Origin of the sequence: Brachybacterium sp. EE-P12, from assembly GCF_003711805.1 — a bacterium.
Classification (GTDB): Bacteria; Actinomycetota; Actinomycetes; order Actinomycetales; family Dermabacteraceae; genus Brachybacterium.
The window spans coordinates 309,959-326,783 of record NZ_QXCP01000009.1; the positions used below are offsets into that span (position 1 = coordinate 309,959).

The following is a 16,825-nucleotide window of genomic DNA, read 5'->3' on the forward strand; positions in this document are numbered from 1 at the left end:
GCCGAGAGTGACCTTCTACCAGTCCAAACGCGAGGTGGTCCCCCACTTCCGTGAGCTGATCGGCGAGTTCAACAGCGCGCAGTCGGACTACACCTACGTGCACGACATGGCCACGAACCTGCAGGCCGGGTTCGTCCGAGCCTCGCCGCCCGACATCGCGCTGCAGAACTACAACCTGGACATGGCGAGGTTCATGGAGCGCGGCGCGCTCTCCGACCTCGCGGATCTCCCCGAGGCCGGACGCATCCGGGACGACGTCCTGGAACTGGCTGAGTGGTACCCGGGATATTAAGGACGCACCAGCGTGATCCCCTTCTCCGTCGCGGCCGCCTCGGTGATCTACAACAAGCGGATCTTCGCCGACAACGACCTCGAGGTCCCGACGACCTGGGACGAGCTCCTCGCCGTCTGCGAGACGCTGGAGGGCGCCGACGTCACCCCGATCTACGGCACCTTCCCCGAGATCTGGACGGTCACCCAGGGGATCTTCGACTACGTGGTCGGCGGCCGGATCGACGTGCGGGACTTCTTCGACCAGCTGAACGCGATCGGCGAGGACGTGGGTCCCGATTCGGAGGTCTCCTTCCAGCGCACGCTCGCCGAGCCGGTGCAGCAGATGCTCGAGCTGCTGCCGTACTTCAACGAGGACGCCTCGGCGCGCTCCTACGGGGACGGCAACACCGCGATGGCGAACGGCGAGGCGGCCATGTACCTCCAGGGGCCGTGGGCGCTGGTCGAGATCGAGAAGGCGGGGACGGACATCGAGCTCGGCTCGTTCCCGCTGCCGGTGACCGACGATCCCGCGGACCTGAGGATCCGCGTGAACATCGACCTCTCGCTGTGGATCCCGGAGCAGGCCGATCAGAAGGAGGGGGCGCGCGAGCTCCTGCAGCACCTGATGCTCCCCGAGATCCAGTTCCCCTACAACGAGATGGCCCTCGCCTTCTCCACCACGGACGACGCCCCCGAGGTGACCGACCCGCGGATCTCCGAGATGCAGCCGTACTACGACGAGGGCCGCTTCTACATGGGCCCCTCCCAGTTCGTGCCGCCCACGATCCCGTTCGGGAACTACGTGCAGTCGATCGTGCTGGGCGCCGATCCGGAGCCGGTGCTGGCCCAGCTCGACTCCGACTTCGCCCGTCTCGCCTACCGCGCCTGAGCGCCTCCCCCGCCGTCGACCCCGAGGACGTCACCATGTCAGTGCAGACATCATCCGTTCCCAGGATCGAGGAGGATCGCGCCGCGACCTCCTCGCCCTCCCCCGCCCGGACCACGCGCCACCGGGTGGATCCGATCTACTACCTGTTCCTCTTCCCCGCGCTCGCGATCTTCACCCTCGCGATCACCCTGCCCGCCGTGATCGGCTTCTTCTACAGCTTCACCAACTCGGTGGGCTTCGGGGACTTCGAGTTCATCGGACTGCGCAACTACATCGCGCTGTTCCAGGACCCGAACATCCTCCACGCCTATCTCTTCACCCTCGGCTTCGCCCTGGTCACGGTGATCGTGGTCAACGCGATCGCCTTCGCCCTCGCCGTGGCGCTCACCGCGCGGATCCGCTTCCAGACGGCGCTGCGCACGATCTTCGTGATCCCGATGGTGATCTCGGGGATCATCATCGCCTTCGTGTTCAAGTTCCTGTTCGCCAACTCGCTGCCCGCCCTCGGGCAGACGCTCGGCCTCGGCGTGCTGTCCGAGTCGATCCTCGCCGACGAGAACCTCGCCTGGATCGCCGTCGTGATCGTCACCGCCTGGTCCGCGATCCCGGGCGCGATGCTGATCTACATCGCGGGCCTCGTGACGATCCCGGCGGAGCTCTACGAGGCCGCCGCGATCGACGGCGCCTCCGGCCGACAGCGTCTGATGCGGATCACCCTGCCGATGGTCTCGGGCTTCATCCTCATCAACACGATCCTGGGCTTCAAGGGCTTCCTCAACGCCTACGACGTCATCGTCGGCCTCACCGACGGCGGACCCGGCACCGCCACCACCTCGATCGCCATGTCGATCTTCAAGGGCTTCGGCGGCGGCGACTACGGCTACCAGATGGCCAATGCGGCCGTCTTCTTCGTGATCACCGTGATCCTCGCCGGGATCCAGCTGCGGCTCACCGCCGGGAAAGCGAGCTTCGGAGCATGAGCACCATCCAGCCGACCGTCCCCCGCCCCGACCTCGCGGGCGAGGCCCCGCGCCGACGCCGCACCGGCATCGGCACCGACCGGCCCAACTGGCCGCTGACCGTGGCCCTGATCGTGTGCTCGCTCGCGGTGCTGGTGCCGCTGCTGGTGACGATCAACATGTCGCTGAAGACCACCGCGCAGGCGGTCGACGGCTCCGCGTTCACGCCGCCGGCACCGTTCTCCCTCGAGGGATTCGCCGAGGCATGGCAGCTGACGAACTTCCCACGGGGGCTGGCGATCTCCGCCTTCATCACCGCCGTGTCCGTGATCGGGGAGATCGTCATCTCCGCTCTCGCCGCCTTCGCGATCGTGCGCAACTGGGACCGGCGCCTGTTCCGCTGGTCCTTCTTCTACCTGCTGGCGGCGATGTTCATCCCGTTCCCGGTGGTGGCGCTGCCGCAGGTGAAGCTCACCGGCATCGTCGGGCTCGACAACCCGATCGGCGTAGCGATCCTGCACATCGTCTTCGCGCTCGCGTTCAACACGCTGCTGTTCACCGCCTTCCTCCGCTCGATCCCGCTCTCCCTGGAGGAGTCGATGCGAGTGGACGGCGCGTCGACCTGGCAGGTGTTCGTCCGACTGATCTTCCCGCTGCTGGCGCCGATGTCGGCGACGGTGGGCATCTTCGCGTTCCTGGGATCGTGGAACGACTTCATGATGCCGAGCCTGATCACCACGAATCCCGAGCTGCAGACCCTGCCCGTGCTGCAGCAGATGTTCCAGACCCAGTTCAGCAACAACTACAACATCGCCTTCGCCTCGTACCTGATGGCGATGGCGCCGGCCGTTGTCGTGTACGTGCTCACCCAGAAGTGGGTGATCTCCGGCCTGACCCAGGGCGCCGTCAAGTGATCGGCGCGGCCACGGTCTGGCTGCGGCGCGAGTCGCGCTGATCGTCGGCGGAGCCGCCGGTCGCTCGGGCTCGGGCTCGGGCTCGGGCTCGGGCTCGGGCTCGGGCGGGACCGTACAGGTCAGGGACTGCACGGCGCCCGTCGGGGTCGTGGCGCAGGCGTCCGTGTCGGCAGTGCCGCTGCTCTCCTGCCCCGGGCTGTCGGGAGCGGCGACAGGTCCGAGGCGCTGGCCTCGGCGCACGACGCTGTCCCCGCTGTGGCCGGTCCAGGCGACCTGGTGTCCTTCATCCGGGCGCTCCTCCACGGCTGAGCGGTCGGGCCATGCGCCGTCGGCGGCGGCGCGGTCCCCTTGCCCGCGGTGGCGCTCGACGCGTGCGTATGCGTCCTCCTTGCCGAGGTTGTCGCGCCCGCACAGACCCTGCCCGTTGTCGAGGCTGGTCGCACCGCCCATGCTGTGCGGGGTGATGTGGTCGCACTGGCGCACGGCGGCATTGCAGTACGGGGCGCGGCATCCTCCGTCGCGCAGGAGCAGGAACCGCTTCAACGCGGGTGGGAACTCTCGCGCCGTCGACTCGACGGCGACGACCTCCCCGGCGGTGGGGTGCGTGAACAGCGTGCGCAGGACTGCTCTGATCTGTGGCCCGTCCGCACCGAAGCGGTCCTGGTCCGGGCCCTCCGGCTCGGCGAGCGCCTGGCGCAGCTCCTCACGCAGAGCCTCGGCGGGGACGGGACCGTAGCCCTCGATGTGTGCGGGATCGCCGTGCTCGGGCGAGAGCAGTGCACGGTCCGTGATGACCACGCCCACATCGAGGGTCTCGAGCTCCATCCCGCTGTCGCGGCCGAGCAGGGTTCCCACCATGGCGTCGGCCATGATCGCACCGTGCCCTGATCGCTCGCCCTCGGCTCGGCGGCGCTCCGCCTCGAGGGAGAGGCGCTTGTGGACGCGCTTCGCGTCGAGGGCGGGGAGATGGGCGCTGAGCGTCGCCATCCCGTGCTCTCCGGGGGTCAGCGTGACGTGGCGGGTCGTGCGCGCGAGGCGATGGCGGTGCGCAGCACCTTCGGGGTCGAGCTCGCTGACGACCGCCGCGACCGCTCCCCGCCACGCCTTGACCCCGGCGCCCTCCATCTCGGGCAGCCGCTCGTAGAGGACCTCGTCCACGTCTCGCCGCTGCTGATCCGTGAGCGGTGCGGACGTGGTGGCCGCGGCATAGGCGATGCCGGGGGTGATCGTGCCGCGGCCGAGGGCGCTGAGCATGCGCGGCATCGAGCCGACGAGGCGACGGGCGGCGGCGAGGCTCGAGCTCGCGGTGGAGGGGGAACGGTGGGTCGACAGGGTGATGTCCGCCGAGGCGCGCCGATCGGCCTGGCGGATGAGCTGCTCGAGCGGCGGGAGGAAGTCATCCTCGTGCGCGATGTCGTCGCGGGCTGCGTCGACCCGATCTCGGCGATGGGCTTCGGCGAAGGCGACGAGGGTGCGTGCTTCGAGCGCGGCGAGGGAGCTGAGCATGCCGTGGACCATGTCGAGGAGGTTCTTGATCTCCTGCCGTGGCCGGGTCCCCACCTGGAACATCTCCTGCGGATCGACGGCCACGGAGGTCAGCAGGTGGTCGACGTCCCCGAGCATCTCGGCGAGCGCGGAGGGGCCTCCCCGGTGCAGCGCAGCCAGAGCCGCCTCGGGAGCGGGGCGCTCCGGAGCGGGCTGCGGGGAGATCGTCGTGGACATGGCTCCATGCTCCCGCGCGCCCCGAGCATCCGGAAGGGGCGGCGGAAATTGTGGATGCAGCCGCCCGCGGTCTCGACCCACGGCCGTGCGGACGCCCTGCACCCTGCCGACCGCCACCCATCCCCACCCTTGTGAGCTGGGGCTTTGCCACTCACCACGCGGCACGACACCGGCGGTACGTGCCGCGACCTTTCCTCCACATCGATTCCCCGCCACGATTCTTGGAAGCATTCTTTGTGGAGGGACAGTGGATTCCTCGATCCCCATCTGCTGCGACCTCTTGCCGCGCCCGCTCCGGGGGTATCTCATAGGAGGAGCCGCACCGTCCGTCGAGGAGGCATCGATGCAGAAGTTCCCTGTTCCCCCGTCCGCCCCGGGGCCGGCCGACGCCTTCACCGGCTCCGTGCTCGTGGAGTCGCTGCGCGGGCCGCTCGAGGGGTCACGCCTGGCGATGGCCCATGTGCACTTCGCGCCCGGTGCGCGCACCTCCTGGCACACCCACCCGCGGGGTCAGACCCTCCACGGCACGGCGGGCGTGGGGCTCGTCGTGACGCGCGCCGGGGAGGTGCTGACCCTCGAGCCCGGACGCACCGTCTGGATCCCGCCTCAGGAGGAGCATTGGCACGGTGCGATGGCGGGGACCCGGATGGCGCACATCGCCGCGCAGGAGGCGGACGAGGACGACGAGACCGTCACCTGGCTCGACCCCGTCACCGACGAGGAGTTCGCCCGTGCGGTCGAGGCCGCGCAGCAGGCCTGACCCCTCGCCGCCGTCGGCCCCTCGGATACAGGACCACGCCGGCACCGCTTCGAGGACAGAGGCTGTCCTCCGAAGTCGGCAGGATCGAAGAGCACAGCCCACCACGACGACGGAGTCACCATGAGCGCCACGATCCAGATCACCTTCGACACCCACGACCCGCATCGCCTCTCTCTGTTCTGGAAGGAGGTGCTCGGCTACGTGCATCCCGGCCCACCGGGATTCGACCATGCGACGGGTGCGGATCCCCACGAGGCCTGGGAGGGCTTCCTCGACCGGATCGGGGTGCCGGCCTCCGAGCGCAACGGCGTCTCCGCGCTCGAGGACCCCGACGGCGACGGGCCGCGGCTGTTCTTCCAGCGTGTCCCCGAGGACAAGACCGCCAAGAACCGTGTCCATCTCGACGTCCGTGCAGCTCCCGGGCTCGAGGGCGAGGCACGGATGGCGGCGCTCGAGGCCGAGTGCGAGCGCCTGGTCGCCCTCGGCGCCGCTCGCATACGACGCCATGAGCCGGAGCCGCCGATGAGCGGCGGGTTCATCGTGATGACCGACCCGGAGGGCAACGAGTTCTGCCTCGACTGAGCTGGGCACCGACGGTCACGGGAGCACCGTGGGCCGTGGGCCGTGGGCCGTGGGCCGTGGGCCGTGGGCCGTGGGCCGTCACGAGCGTCCGGCGCCCTCCCGGACATCGGCGGGCTCGAGGAGAGCGGAGGGGCGCTCCAGGCGCCCGGTCGCAGCACCAGCAGCACGACCGGGATCATCACCACTGCCGCTGCGACGCCGAGTGCCGCGAAACTGGTCACGGCCATCAGCGGCCCGGCGACGAAGGCGGCGCTCGCCCCGAAGAGGTTCGACAGGGCATCGGCTCCGCCCTGGGCGGAGGCGCGCGAGCGGTCCTCGACGACGGTGCTGAACATCGCCGCCCCCGCGACGTTCATGAAGGACCAGCCGAGTCCCAGCAGGATCAGGGAGGCCACGATCCCCACCGTCGAGCCGGAGGCACCGATCGCGAGACCGAGCGACATGGCGAACAGGACGATCCCGAGCCCCACGACGGCGCGAGGACCGAGACGATCCACGAGATATCCGACCACGGGGGAGAGCCCGTACATGCCGGCCACGTGGAGGCTGATGGTCAGCCCGATGATGGTCAGCGAGTCACCCTGGTGCTCGAGATGCACCGGAGTCATGGTCATCAGCGAGACCATGACGACCTGGGACGTCAGCAGCGCGATGAGGGCGGTGCGCGCACGCCGGTTGCCCTGCAGCGCACCGGCCACGCGGCGCAGGCGCACGACGGCGCCGGGGCGCGGAGTCGCCGGGAGCGCGGCCCCGACCGCCGACGCGAGAGCCGGCCCGTCCGCGGGAGCGGAGTCCTCCGAGGGGAGCACATCGGCCTGGCGCCGGGCGAGGACATGGAGCGGATCCGGACGCAGCAGCACCAGGATCACCGTGCCGGCGAACGCGGAGCCGACGGCGGCGATGAGGAAGGCGGCCGCGTACGTGGACAGCCCTGTCACCGTACCCAGCGCTTCACCGGGCACGCCGAGGTTCGGCCCGAGCACGTTGCCGATCGCGCCCATCCATACGACGAGGGAGAGAGAACGGGCACGGGTGCCGGGAGTCGCGAGGTCGGTCGCGGTGAATCGGGCCTGGAGGGCGGCGGCGGTCCCCGCCCCGGTCATCAGCAGGCCGAGGAACAGGGGCCCCACGAGCTGCCACTGGGCCGCCGCGACCAGGAGCCCGGCGCCGGCGGCCGCCGTCCACCAGCCGGTGGTCAACGCGATGCGACGGCCGCGACGGGCGGCGAGGGAGCCCAGCGGGACCCCGAGCACCGCGGCGCCGAGGGTGGAGGAGGTGCGGGCGAGGCCGGCCCAGGCCTCGCTGTCGGTGACCTCGCCCGCGAGCAGGATGCCGATCGACGGCGCGACACCGAGCCCGATCGTGCCGAGGATCTGCGCGACCACCAGCACGACGAGGGTGCGCCTCTGCATCGGATCGGCGGCGATCCCGGCAGGCGCCGGACCGCCGGGCCCTGCCGTGGCTGTCGTGCTGGTCGCGGTCATCGCACCGCTCCTCCCTCGTGGCGCTTCGGGCACCACCTCGCTCGGACACAACTTGTATCCTAGATGCGCGGAGAGAGATTCCGCCATCCCGGCCCCCGGACGACCGGGACGGCGCTCAGTCGGCCTCGTACGGTGCCCCGTGCTCCGAGACGTGTGCGCGCAGGGTGCGCTCGAAGCCCGCGGAATCACCGTCGCGGAAGCACTCCAGGAGCAGGACGTGCTCGGAGATCGCCTCCTCACCGCGATCGAAGAGGGAGGCACCGGCGCTCGAGAGAGCGAAGCGGTGCCTGTCGGCAAGACGGCCGTAGAGCTCGAGCAGCACGCGATTGCCACCGGCCTCGACGAAGCAGCGGTGGAAGGACTGCAGCGTTCGCACCAGCAGGGGAAGGTCACCCGCCGCGAGCGCGCGGCGGTGGGTGGCGATCAGCTCCTCGAGGCGGGGCACGATCTCGACCCGAGCCGCAGCGGTGGCGGCCCTCTCCCCCGATGTCTCCAGCAGCACTCGCGCCTCCGCCAGCTCGCCGACGGCCCGCTGTCCCAGTCCGCGCACGAGAGCACCTCGCCTGGGGTAGATGGCGATCCACCCCTCGTCCTGCAGGCGGGACAGCGCGGCACGCACCGGGGTGCGGCTCATGCCGAGCTCGGCGGCGAGCCCGGACTCCCCGAGCATCGTGCCGGGCGGCACCTCGCCGTCGAGGATCCGGGCACGCAGCGCGTCGTAGGCACGCTCGGCCGAGCTCGGCGACGACTGCCCCTGGCTCATCGAGGTCCCGCTCCTGCCCCGTCGGATCGCGCCGACCTGTCGCGGCGCACGTCCGACCAGGGTACCGAGCCTGTCCCTCGAGCCGCCGCCTGCATCTGCGCGACCGCGTCGTAGAGAGCGCGGTGCGCCGGGCGGAGCGCAGCATGCGCGGCGGCGGCCGACGGGTCCGGCGCTGTCGTCCCGGCCGCCGTCCGCTCCCCCAGCGGTCGCAGCAAATGCTCGAGGCCGAGGGCGTCCGCGGCGACGAGAGCGCATCCCAGCAGCGCGGCATCGGCTCCGTCGACGGTGCGGACGGGGCGCCCGGTGACGTCGGCGAGGATCCGCAGCCACGGCGCGGAGGCCGCCCCGCCTCCGGCCACCGGGAGCGGGACGGGCTCCTGGCCCGGCACTGCGGTCCGGGCGCGGTCACCGCCCGCGGCGTGCTCCGACCCCGGCTCCTCGAGTCCGTGGGCCAGTCCGTGCGCGACGCCCTCGAGCACCGCGGCGTAGAGGTCGATCCCGCGCGTCCGCGGCCCCATCCCGAGCACCGCGCCGCGCAGCTCCGCGTCGCGCACGGGGAACCGCTCCCCCAGGATCGACGGCAGGGCGAGCAGGCCGGTCGGCGCCCGTCCGAGCTCGCGCTCGCGGGCCATGAGCTGCGCATCGGCCTGGTCCGTGCCGACACCGCCCAGGAAGGCTGTGCGAGCCCAGTCCGCGGCGGCGCCCGCCGCGAGCAGGGCGGAGATCCGCAGCACGGCCCCCTCGCCGGCGGTCCGACTCGTGCTCGTCCCCGTGACGGCGGTCGTCGTCCACCGCTGCGCCGCCCTCGACCTCTCCTCCCGGGGCCGCACCGTCGCCGTCGGACCGCCGAGGGCGAGGTGGTGCGAGCTCCCGGTCACGGGGCCGGCGGGCGCGGAGGGCTGCACCATGGCCAGCCAGCCGCTGGTGCCGAGGTAGGCATAGCTGTCCCCCGGCGCGAGGCCGACGATCCCGCAGGTGGTGGCTCCTGCGTCGCCCGGCGCCAGCACGACCGGGATCCCCTCGGGCAGGTCCAGCTGGGCGGCCGCTCTCTTCCCCGTGCGCCCGACCACCTGCCCGGCCGTTCGGGTCAGCGCCGGCAGCAGCCCCGGGGCGATCCCTGCGGCCCGTGCGACGGCAGGGGACCAGTCCCGGGTGCGGGCATCGAGCAGCCCGGTGGCGGAGGCGGTCGTCGGATCGCACCACAGGCCCAGCCCCATCCGCGCGACCAGGTACCCGGCGGGACCGAACACCAGTCCTTCCAGATCCGCGAGACGCGCGGGATCGATGCGCTGCAGGCGCAGGTGCATCGCGGCGCAGCTGGTCGCGTCCTGCCGGTTGCCGGTCACCTCCTCCCAGCCGGTCCCGGTCGCGCAGAGCGCACGGTGCAGCTCCTCCGCCTCGGCGGCGGCTCGCGTGTCGGAGTAGAGCACCGCGGGACGCTCGCGGCTCTGCGCCGTCCCGCTCCGCACCGGAGCGCGCCGCGCCGGAACGGGCACGAGGTCCTGCATCTGCCCGGTCAGCGCGAGTGCGAGCACCTCCCCCGTCGCCACCTCCGCGAGCAGCTCCCGGAGCACCCGGTGTGCGGCGCGTTCCCAGTCGGCGGGGTCCTGCTCGGCGGTCCCGTCGGCCGCGCGACGGGTCGGGTAGGCGGCATCGGCCCGGGCCCGGACCGTGCCGTGGAGGTCGAGGAGGGCGGCTTTCGCGGCGGAGGTGCCCAGGTCGAGGCAGAGCAGGAACGGCATGGCTCTCAGGGTAGGCGGGCTGCGGTCGGCGGCAGCCCTCGCAGGGCTGGGCGGGAGCGCGCGGGTCGGGGATACTGGAGACCACCGCATCCTGGGAGGCATCGAAGCATCATGGTCGACGAGGACGAGGACCGCCGCGCGACGCTCGCGCTCCGCGCCGCCGGAGGAGCGCTCACGGATCCGGACGCCGGCTCGCGACGGGACGCCCGTGCCCGCGCCGCGGAGTCGTCGGCGCTGTTCACGGCGCTCGGCGTGCTGCCGGAGCCCGCGCGCGAGGGGCTGTTCGGGCCGGCATCGCAGTGGGCGCTGTTCACCTACTACGCGGAGGGCCCGGTGCAAGTCGGCGTGGTGCTGGACCCGCCGCTGTCCGTGCACGCCCCGACGCTCGACGAGCTCGAGCACCGGGTGCGCGACGTGATCGCGGAGCATCGCGGGGTCGTGGCGGCCGACGTGCACGCCTTCGGCAAGCGGGTCCCGCGCGATATCGCCCTGACCGTGCTGCGCACGGCCGAGCCCGAGGCCGATCCCGACGCGGACGGACACGCGGACCCAGGCCGCTGACCCGTCCCGGCTCGGCCTGCGTGATCAGGGACAGCTCGAACAGGCGGGCGGAGGCAGCGGACGCACGGTGAGCGTCTGCTGCACGGAGCCGAGCGGCCCCTGCTCGTCGTGGAGCACGGAGCTGGTCAGGCCCTGCCCGGCGGGGCCGAAGGAGACGGTCGTGTCCAGACCCAGCCAGCCTCCCGCCGGCTGCCGGAACAGGTGCACGGTGAGGTCGAGGTTCGGGAACATCCACTGACGGGGATGCTCGCGCACCGCGATGCCGTTGGCGGCGTCGACGGGGATGAGGAAGCTCGCGAGCCGGCCCGCCTCCTCCCCCGCCACGAGCGGATGGTCGGCACGCAGCCAGGAGCGGGCGCGGCCGGGGCGGGGCGGCTCGGCGTCGCGCAGGCTGAGGGAATGGATGAACCCGCCGGTCCAGACCTCGGCCATGTCCCGCTCGGGAAGGCCCTCCGGTCCGGGCAGCGGCGGGTGCTCGCCGCCGGCGACCTGCGCGGTCTCCCCCGCGGACATCGCCCAGGTGCGGGCCCGCAGCGTGGTGCGGCCGGCGATGTCGACGGTGGTCTCCATCAGCTCGATGGTGCGGCCGGGGCGGAGCATCTCCGTGCTGAGCGAGATCTCGCCGCGGCGCAGCCGGCCGAGGATGTCGATCGAGATCCGGCCGATCAGCTTGTCCGGGTCGGCGTGCTCGGCCCGCCACCGCTCGAGGTGGTGGACGAGCAGGGCGCCGACGGGGCTGATGTGCAGCTCGTCGTCGCTCCATGCGCCGCCCACGTGCTCGGTGGGCAGGTAGGCGTCGGGGCCGACGGGGCCGAAGTAGGCCGCAGGGTCGGTCCCGTCGGCGCCGGTGTGCATCACCGTGGTCTGCTCCATCGCGTCCTGGTCCGTCATGCGTCGCTCCTTGTGCGCGTCTGCGCCGTCGCTGTCCCGTCGGCCCGCCGTGCCCGGGCCGAGCGGCGGAACCAGTTGACGAGGACGCCGGGCACGAAGCGGTCCGCGAAGGGCGCGCCGAAGCGGGCGAGCACCTCGACGGCCAGGCCGATGACGAAGGCGACGACCGGCATCCACAGCGCGAGGGAGAGCGAGACGCCGACGTATCCGAGCATCCCCATCTCGGCGCTCGCGGTCACAGGCACCAGGGCGAGCAGCACGAGCGAGCAGGCGGTGTAGGCCAGCGGCAGCGCCGCCCAGGAGGTGACCTGTGCGATCGCGTTCCCGGGGATCTCCCGGTCCCGGTGCCACAGCAGGGCCATCAGCAGCGGGACCAGCAGGGCGATCAGCACCATCGGCACCCACACGTACCAGGGCAGGTCGAAGAACCACAGGTAGCCCTGGGTGCGGTCCAGCCCGAGGCTCTCCACGTCCCCGCGGGCGGAGGCGCGCACGGGCACGACCAGCATTCCGAGCCCCGGCAGGAGGCCGAGGGCCGTGAGCCCCCAGATCGGCAGGGACAGCAGCATGCCGAGCACGGACTGCCCCTCCCCGTCGGCGATCTGCGCGATGGCTCCGCCCGCGAGGGCGAGGATCCCGACCGGCAGCGCGAACACCAGGGCGTGGACGAGGGCGAGCCGGGGAGCGGCGGCGAGGTCGGCGACCAGCGGCCACCAGGCGGGCTTGCGCATACCGGCGAGGTGGCCCAGCAGCAGCGGCAGCGTGATCAGCGCCCAGGTGCCGAAGAACATGTCGGACCCGGCGGAGTGCATCGACAGGGTCAGCCCGATCGAGTCGTCCTCGATCGAGAAGGCGGTCAGGCGCGTGGCGAGCACGGCGAACAGGGCGACGCCGAAGCCCGAGAGACCGGACCACACCGCGGCGCCGAGCGGCCCGTTCGAGCTCCAGCGCCGCTGGGCGGAGCGGGCGGCGAGGAAGGCCACGGCCGTCATGGCGACGGTGATCAGCAGCGGCAGCCCGCGCCAGCTGAGGGTCATGGTGCCGAAGAAGCCCATGCCGAGCTCGGCGTCATAGGAGCCGAAGCAGGCGAGGGCGACCAGCTGGAACGGGATGCCGAGCAGGCCGATGAGCCCCTCGAATCCCGCGTCGTCGGCCGACGGGGCGGCTGCGCCGCCGGTCGGGTCCGGGGTGCCGCCGGGGTCGAGGGTGAGCACGGAGAGGATGGCCGAGGCGATCACGACCAGCGCCGCGCCGAGCGCGACGACATAGGCCAGAGCGCCGATGACGAGGGTCGGCACCGGGGTGCCGATCCCGACCTTGCGCAGCGTGGCACCGACCTGCGCTGCGGACGGGGGCTGCGCAGCGGCGGGGGCGTTGTCTGCTCCCACCGCCTCCGGCGCGGGAGCTGCCGGGGCGGACGGCGCGGAGGGCCCCCGTGCCGCAGGCCCCCACGCCGCAGGCCCGGGAGTCCCCGCAGGATCGGAGCCCGACGGCACTGCGTGCTCAGCAGCGGACCCGGGCGCCGGCGCGGGTCCAGGCGTGGCTGCGGGCTCGGGCGCCGGCGCGGCGCCGGGCGGCGTGATGCCGTATCCGTACGCGCTGCCGGCCCCCGGGACCGCGTCGCTGCGACCGTTCCCCTGGTCGCCGATGGGCTGGTTCGACTCCGACATGCATGTCCCTCTCACGTGCCCGGCTCTGCGAGCGCTGATGCGCTCCCCCGCTCGCGAGCCTATCCGGTGAGGGGGACGGCTCAGAAGGCGCCGTCGCAGAAGGCGTGCTGGCCTTCGCCGGGTCCTCGCGGGCGCGACGCACCCGCGGCGCCGTGCTCGTCTACTCTACGGTGATCTCGACGAGACGGCGCAGGCGCTCGATGTCGTCGGTGCGGCCGGTGTGCTGTGCCTCCCAGAACCAGGAGGCGACGGCGCGGGCGAAGGAGATCTCCTCGGCCCGGTCCGCGTCTGCGCCGGCGGCCTCGCAGAACGCCGCGACCACCTCGCGCAGCGCCTCGCGCGGACGGGACGCCTCGAGCATGGCGGGCAGCACGCTGCGCACGACGGTGTGGGCCTCGTTCTCGACGGGACCGCACAGGTGGCCGGGGTCGATCGCGACCCATCGCCCGTCGCCGCAGCGCAGCACGTTCTCGAAGCTCAGGTCGCCGTGGGTGAGGGTGCGGGAGGTGTCGGCGGCGAGGTCGTCGATGACCTCTGCGGCCCGCTCCCCCGCCCCGGCCGGGATCGGCAGCCCGTCGGCGACGGCGCGGGCGTGCTGCGCCTGGAACGCCTCGGCCCAGGCCCGGGAGGTCTCCGCGAGGCGCGGCGCGTCCGGTGGGGCGGGGACGGTCGCGATCCGGGCCGCGACTGCGCCCGCGATCCGCGCCGCCGCGAGCGGGTCGGGATGCTCTATCAGGGACGGGCCCGGCAGGCGCTCCAGCAGCAGCGCCCGTTCCTCGCGGTCCGCACGCAGCAGGTCCACGACGCCGTGACCGGCGAGGGCCGAGAGCGCGGAGATCTCGAGGGCGGGCTCGGCGAGCGGGGAGACGAGCTTCAGCGCGGCCGGGTCCCCGTCGGCCGTGCGCACGGGCAGGACGATGCTGGTGCCGCCGTACATCGCCTCCCCGTCGGCCGTGAGCTCCCAGCGGCCGAGCATCCGCGCGGCGTGCTCCGGTGCGGCGTCGAGCCACGAGGCCGTCGAGCGGTCCTGGTGGAGCAGACGCCGGCGGAAGGTGCCAGGGACCTGCAGCAGGGGTGTCATCGGCTCATCATGGCAGGCGATCGCGGGGCAGCTCGGATGACGATCCGGATAGCCGGGCTGGAAAGGGGCTGCTGGCAGACAGCAGAGGTGATTCCCCACTTGCAGCTCGCGCTCGCCGCTGCGGTGATCGCACTGGCGATCGTCGTCCACGTCATCCGGCGCAGACTCTGCCTCAGCGCGATGGCTCGTCGCTGGAAGGACGACGAGATGCTGCGCCTCCCGGCCACTCTGCTCACGATCCCCTTCTTCCTGGCGCTCGTGGTCACGCGGATCTCGGCGATCCCGTTGCCTGAGGTGCTGTACCCCGCTGGCCACGGACGCAACGACGCTTGCGAAGGGAACACCGCGCACGGACGGGGCTTCCCCGGACCTGACGAGAACTCGATGGCCGATTCACAAACAGCGCCCGGAACGGATGGTCCGAGACGTTCTTACGAGGTCATCGCTGCGCGGACCGCGCTGTGCCACGCATCTTCGAGAGGGTGGCTCGTGACGGTCGATGGCCAGGTGTCGAGGCCATCGCCCTTCCTACGCGGAATGACATGCAGGTGGAGGTGCGGCACGGACTGATCCGAGTCGGGCCCGCTGGCGCTCAAGATGTTCACGCCCCTCGCGCCAATGCACTTCTCCATGGCGCGGGCCACTTCCTGAGCGAGCAGAACGACTGCCTGCAACGACTCGGCAGAAGAATCGTGGAAACCCGCGGCGTGCGCGTTGGGCAGGACGACCGTGCGGGCAGGAGACAGCCGCCCCTCGGCCAGGGGAAGAAGCGCCAAAGCCCCGTCCCGCCTTGCCACCCAGCTCGCCTCGCCGTGCCCCGCAAGGAGGCCGCAGAACACGCACGATGTCGGTGTCATGGCCCAGCCCTCTCAGGCAGCTCACGGAGAGGGAGGCTTCCACGCGAAGAAGCCCTGCGCGACCAATGGTCCTCTACAGCACGCCTGCAGATCTCGGCCTCATGGCGGCCGCGACTCGCTCGGGGAGCGTGAAGACCCGACTCGTGAGGTCCTGAGGCGGGTAGCTATCGTCGATGCACTCCCGCCAGAACTCCACGTGCTTCTCGTCCAGCCAGTGGCTGGATTCCGTCACGTCAGCACAGCCTTCCTCGCCCTGCACGCTGTACCAGTAGAGATAGTCGACTCCATCGATCGACTCGGAGAAGATCGTCTCTACGTACATGTGCTCCGGTTCCAGCGTCTCTCGCAGAGCGTCTGGGTGATCGTTGAGCATCTGCATCCACTCATCGACCCGCTCAGCCTTGCCCTCGCGCACGCGGAACCTCGTCAGCTCGATCCTCATGCCACCATGGTGCCATCAGCGGCCGAGAGTCCGTGCCGCCAACGGCGCGCTGCGGTCCAGTGGCTGTCATCAGCGAGTTCGGATGCGGGGGCAGGACCACGGACGTCTGGTCACGGTGGGCCCGGAGGGGATCGAACCCTCGACCCGCGGATTAAAAGTCCGCCAGAGCATCGGCCGCAGAGCGTGCACAAGCAGGTCAGAGGGCTCGTACTGCTACCCGAAGCGCGACGGACACCATCGCGTTGCTGTCAGCGTTGCTGTCAAGAGGTGTTCGAGACGAGTCGGCATCTGTTCCTTGGGGATGGTGTCTCCAGAAGCCCTAGTCACACGTGCGCTCGGCTTTCCTCAACCTTGGACTGGAATGTCGAGTGGCTCGCGGGACAGCAAGCTGCCGATGAGCTCCTCGATGCGGGTGCGGATCTCGTCGCGCACCGGGGGGACTTCCGCGACGCCCTTGCCGGCTGGGTCCTCGAGTTTCCAGTCCTCGTACCGCTTGCCGAGGTGGTAGGGGCAAGCGTCGCCGCATCCCATGGTGATGACCACGTCGGAGGCCTGGACGGATTCGGGGGTGAGGATCTTCGGGTTCTGGTGGGAGATGTCGATGCCGACCTCCGGCCATGGCCTCCACCGCTGCGGGGTTGATCGAGTCGGCGGGCGCTGACCCGGCGGAGCGGACCTCGATGCGGTCTCCGGCGAGCTCCCGCAGCCACCCGGCTGCCATCTGGGATCGACCGGCGTTGTGGACACAGACGAGCAAGACGCTGGGGCGAGCGGTCATGGGAGCCTCCCGACCGGGGGTGAGGTTCAGGCGATGTCGAGGAACGCGCGGAGTTCGGCGAAGGCTGACGGGACGACGGAGTAGTGGGCCCAGCGGCCCTTCTGCTCGCGCGTGAGCAGGCCGGCGTCGACGAGCTTCTTCATGTGGTGGCTGACGGTGGGCTGACTGATGCCGAGCGGCTCGGTGAGATCGCATGCGCAGACCGACTCGCAACCCTGAGCGGCGACGTGGGAGAGGAGCCGGAGCCGCGTGGGGTCGGACAGCGCCTTGAGCAGGGTGGCGATCCGTTCGGCGTCGACGGTGTCGACCGGCCCTGCTGACAGCGAGCAGCACTCCTCAGAGCCGGTCCTCGCCGCGAATCCTGTGGCTGTGGCGTCGGTCGTCGTGGTCATGCCCTCACCTTACATTGACAGTCATCGATGTGGAACATAGCGTACTCATCGATAACCGTCGATGG

The 16,825-nt window shown here is 71.5% G+C and carries 17 protein-coding genes, 1 tRNA gene and 2 pseudogenes; 9 read left to right on the forward strand and 11 right to left on the reverse strand.

Features of this window, described 5'->3' with window-relative positions:
• The first annotated feature begins 7 nt into the window (after positions 1-7).
• From D1648_RS18520 to D1648_RS13675, 8 genes are all read left to right on the forward strand, one after another.
• Positions 8-292, forward strand: a complete 285-nt coding sequence (locus D1648_RS18520) for a hypothetical protein (protein WP_370239795.1) — start codon at positions 8-10, stop codon at positions 290-292.
• Between the two features lie 12 nt (positions 293-304).
• The gene (locus tag D1648_RS13645) at positions 305-1,162 is read left to right on the forward strand and encodes an ABC transporter substrate-binding protein (protein WP_370239796.1); all 858 of its coding nucleotides are present in this window, start codon (positions 305-307) and stop codon (positions 1,160-1,162) included.
• A gap of 35 nt (positions 1,163-1,197) precedes the next feature.
• Positions 1,198-2,142 (forward strand): carbohydrate ABC transporter permease, encoded by a 945-nt coding sequence (locus D1648_RS13650; RefSeq protein ID WP_122942778.1) that lies wholly within the window; start codon positions 1,198-1,200, stop codon positions 2,140-2,142.
• Entirely contained in the window at positions 2,139-3,035 is an 897-nt protein-coding gene (locus D1648_RS13655; protein WP_122942780.1) for a carbohydrate ABC transporter permease, read from the forward strand. Before D1648_RS13650 ends, D1648_RS13655 begins: the two co-directional genes overlap by 4 nt.
• Positions 3,036-3,392: 357 nt before the next feature.
• Positions 3,393-3,923 (forward strand): hypothetical protein, encoded by a 531-nt coding sequence (locus D1648_RS13660; RefSeq protein ID WP_122942782.1) that lies wholly within the window; start codon positions 3,393-3,395, stop codon positions 3,921-3,923.
• A gap of 48 nt (positions 3,924-3,971) precedes the next feature.
• Positions 3,972-4,892 carry a hypothetical protein gene (locus D1648_RS13665; RefSeq protein WP_122942784.1) on the forward strand — a complete coding sequence of 307 codons (921 nt, stop codon included), beginning with the start codon at positions 3,972-3,974 and terminating at the stop codon, positions 4,890-4,892.
• Between the two features lie 208 nt (positions 4,893-5,100).
• Positions 5,101-5,517, forward strand: coding sequence for a cupin domain-containing protein (locus D1648_RS13670; RefSeq protein ID WP_122942786.1), 417 nt, complete (start codon positions 5,101-5,103; stop codon positions 5,515-5,517).
• A 120-nt stretch (positions 5,518-5,637) separates the two neighbouring features.
• The gene (locus tag D1648_RS13675; RefSeq protein ID WP_122943343.1) at positions 5,638-6,099 is read left to right on the forward strand and encodes a VOC family protein; all 462 of its coding nucleotides are present in this window, start codon (positions 5,638-5,640) and stop codon (positions 6,097-6,099) included.
• Positions 6,100-6,248: 149 nt separating this feature from the next.
• Here the strand turns inward: D1648_RS13675 and D1648_RS13680 are convergent.
• The 3 genes and pseudogenes from D1648_RS13680 to D1648_RS13690 form a co-directional block, all read right to left on the reverse strand.
• Positions 6,249-7,670 (reverse strand): annotated as a pseudogene (locus tag D1648_RS13680) (MFS transporter); the annotation flags it as partial.
• 28 nt (positions 7,671-7,698) lie between these two features.
• Positions 7,699-8,346 carry a GntR family transcriptional regulator gene (locus D1648_RS13685; RefSeq protein WP_122942788.1) on the reverse strand — a complete coding sequence of 216 codons (648 nt, stop codon included), beginning with the start codon at positions 8,344-8,346 and terminating at the stop codon, positions 7,699-7,701.
• Entirely contained in the window at positions 8,343-10,088 is a 1,746-nt protein-coding gene (locus D1648_RS13690; RefSeq protein WP_122942790.1) for an FGGY family carbohydrate kinase, read from the reverse strand. Before D1648_RS13690 ends, D1648_RS13685 begins: the two co-directional genes overlap by 4 nt.
• A 111-nt stretch (positions 10,089-10,199) precedes the next feature.
• Between D1648_RS13690 and D1648_RS13695 the strand changes: the two genes are divergently transcribed.
• Entirely contained in the window at positions 10,200-10,649 is a 450-nt protein-coding gene (locus D1648_RS13695; RefSeq protein WP_122942792.1) for a hypothetical protein, read from the forward strand.
• Between the two features lie 24 nt (positions 10,650-10,673).
• Here D1648_RS13695 and D1648_RS13700 read toward each other — a convergent pair whose 3' ends face one another.
• The 8 genes and pseudogenes from D1648_RS13700 to D1648_RS13730 form a co-directional block, all read right to left on the reverse strand.
• Positions 10,674-11,540, reverse strand: a complete 867-nt coding sequence (locus D1648_RS13700) for a thioesterase family protein (protein ID WP_206424812.1) — start codon at positions 11,538-11,540, stop codon at positions 10,674-10,676.
• Positions 11,537-12,928: a hypothetical protein gene (locus D1648_RS13705; protein WP_122942795.1), complete on the reverse strand. Its 1,392-nt coding sequence runs from the start codon at positions 12,926-12,928 to the stop codon at positions 11,537-11,539. The genes D1648_RS13700 and D1648_RS13705 overlap by 4 nt, the downstream gene beginning before the upstream one ends.
• A gap of 442 nt (positions 12,929-13,370) precedes the next feature.
• Positions 13,371-14,291 (reverse strand): aminoglycoside phosphotransferase family protein, encoded by a 921-nt coding sequence (locus D1648_RS13710; RefSeq protein WP_122942797.1) that lies wholly within the window; start codon positions 14,289-14,291, stop codon positions 13,371-13,373.
• Positions 14,292-14,722: 431 nt separating this feature from the next.
• Positions 14,723-15,148 carry an HIT domain-containing protein gene (locus D1648_RS18525; protein WP_122942799.1) on the reverse strand — a complete coding sequence of 142 codons (426 nt, stop codon included), beginning with the start codon at positions 15,146-15,148 and terminating at the stop codon, positions 14,723-14,725.
• Positions 15,149-15,221: 73 nt separating this feature from the next.
• A complete protein-coding gene (locus D1648_RS13720; protein WP_122942801.1) occupies positions 15,222-15,590 on the reverse strand; it encodes a DUF6176 family protein in 369 nt (122 codons plus the stop codon).
• Between the two features lie 116 nt (positions 15,591-15,706).
• Positions 15,707-15,779 (reverse strand) — tRNA-OTHER (locus D1648_RS17935).
• A gap of 156 nt (positions 15,780-15,935) precedes the next feature.
• Positions 15,936-16,368: pseudogene (locus D1648_RS13725) on the reverse strand (arsenate reductase ArsC).
• 26 nt (positions 16,369-16,394) lie between these two features.
• Positions 16,395-16,760: a helix-turn-helix transcriptional regulator gene (locus D1648_RS13730; RefSeq protein ID WP_122942803.1), complete on the reverse strand. Its 366-nt coding sequence runs from the start codon at positions 16,758-16,760 to the stop codon at positions 16,395-16,397.
• Positions 16,761-16,825 lie beyond the last annotated feature (65 nt).

Excerpts from the sequence above, each read along its gene's own strand:
- D1648_RS13650 (WP_122942778.1), top strand. The coding sequence starts at position 1,198 with ATGTCAGTGCAGACATCATCCGTTCCCAGGATCGAGGAGGATCGCGCC.
- D1648_RS13655 (WP_122942780.1), top strand. The coding sequence starts at position 2,139 with ATGAGCACCATCCAGCCGACCGTCCCCCGCCCCGACCTCGCGGGCGAG.
- D1648_RS13670 (WP_122942786.1), top strand. The coding sequence starts at position 5,101 with ATGCAGAAGTTCCCTGTTCCCCCGTCCGCCCCGGGGCCGGCCGACGCC.
- D1648_RS13675 (WP_122943343.1), top strand. The coding sequence starts at position 5,638 with ATGAGCGCCACGATCCAGATCACCTTCGACACCCACGACCCGCATCGC.
- D1648_RS13685 (WP_122942788.1), bottom strand. The coding sequence starts at position 8,346 with ATGAGCCAGGGGCAGTCGTCGCCGAGCTCGGCCGAGCGTGCCTACGAC.
- D1648_RS13690 (WP_122942790.1), bottom strand. The coding sequence starts at position 10,088 with ATGCCGTTCCTGCTCTGCCTCGACCTGGGCACCTCCGCCGCGAAAGCC.
- D1648_RS13695 (WP_122942792.1), top strand. The coding sequence starts at position 10,200 with ATGGTCGACGAGGACGAGGACCGCCGCGCGACGCTCGCGCTCCGCGCC.
- D1648_RS13700 (WP_206424812.1), bottom strand. The coding sequence starts at position 11,540 with ATGACGGACCAGGACGCGATGGAGCAGACCACGGTGATGCACACCGGC.
- D1648_RS13710 (WP_122942797.1), bottom strand. The coding sequence starts at position 14,291 with ATGACACCCCTGCTGCAGGTCCCTGGCACCTTCCGCCGGCGTCTGCTC.
- D1648_RS18525 (WP_122942799.1), bottom strand. The coding sequence starts at position 15,148 with ATGACACCGACATCGTGCGTGTTCTGCGGCCTCCTTGCGGGGCACGGC.
- D1648_RS13720 (WP_122942801.1), bottom strand. The coding sequence starts at position 15,590 with ATGAGGATCGAGCTGACGAGGTTCCGCGTGCGCGAGGGCAAGGCTGAG.
- D1648_RS13730 (WP_122942803.1), bottom strand. The coding sequence starts at position 16,760 with ATGACCACGACGACCGACGCCACAGCCACAGGATTCGCGGCGAGGACC.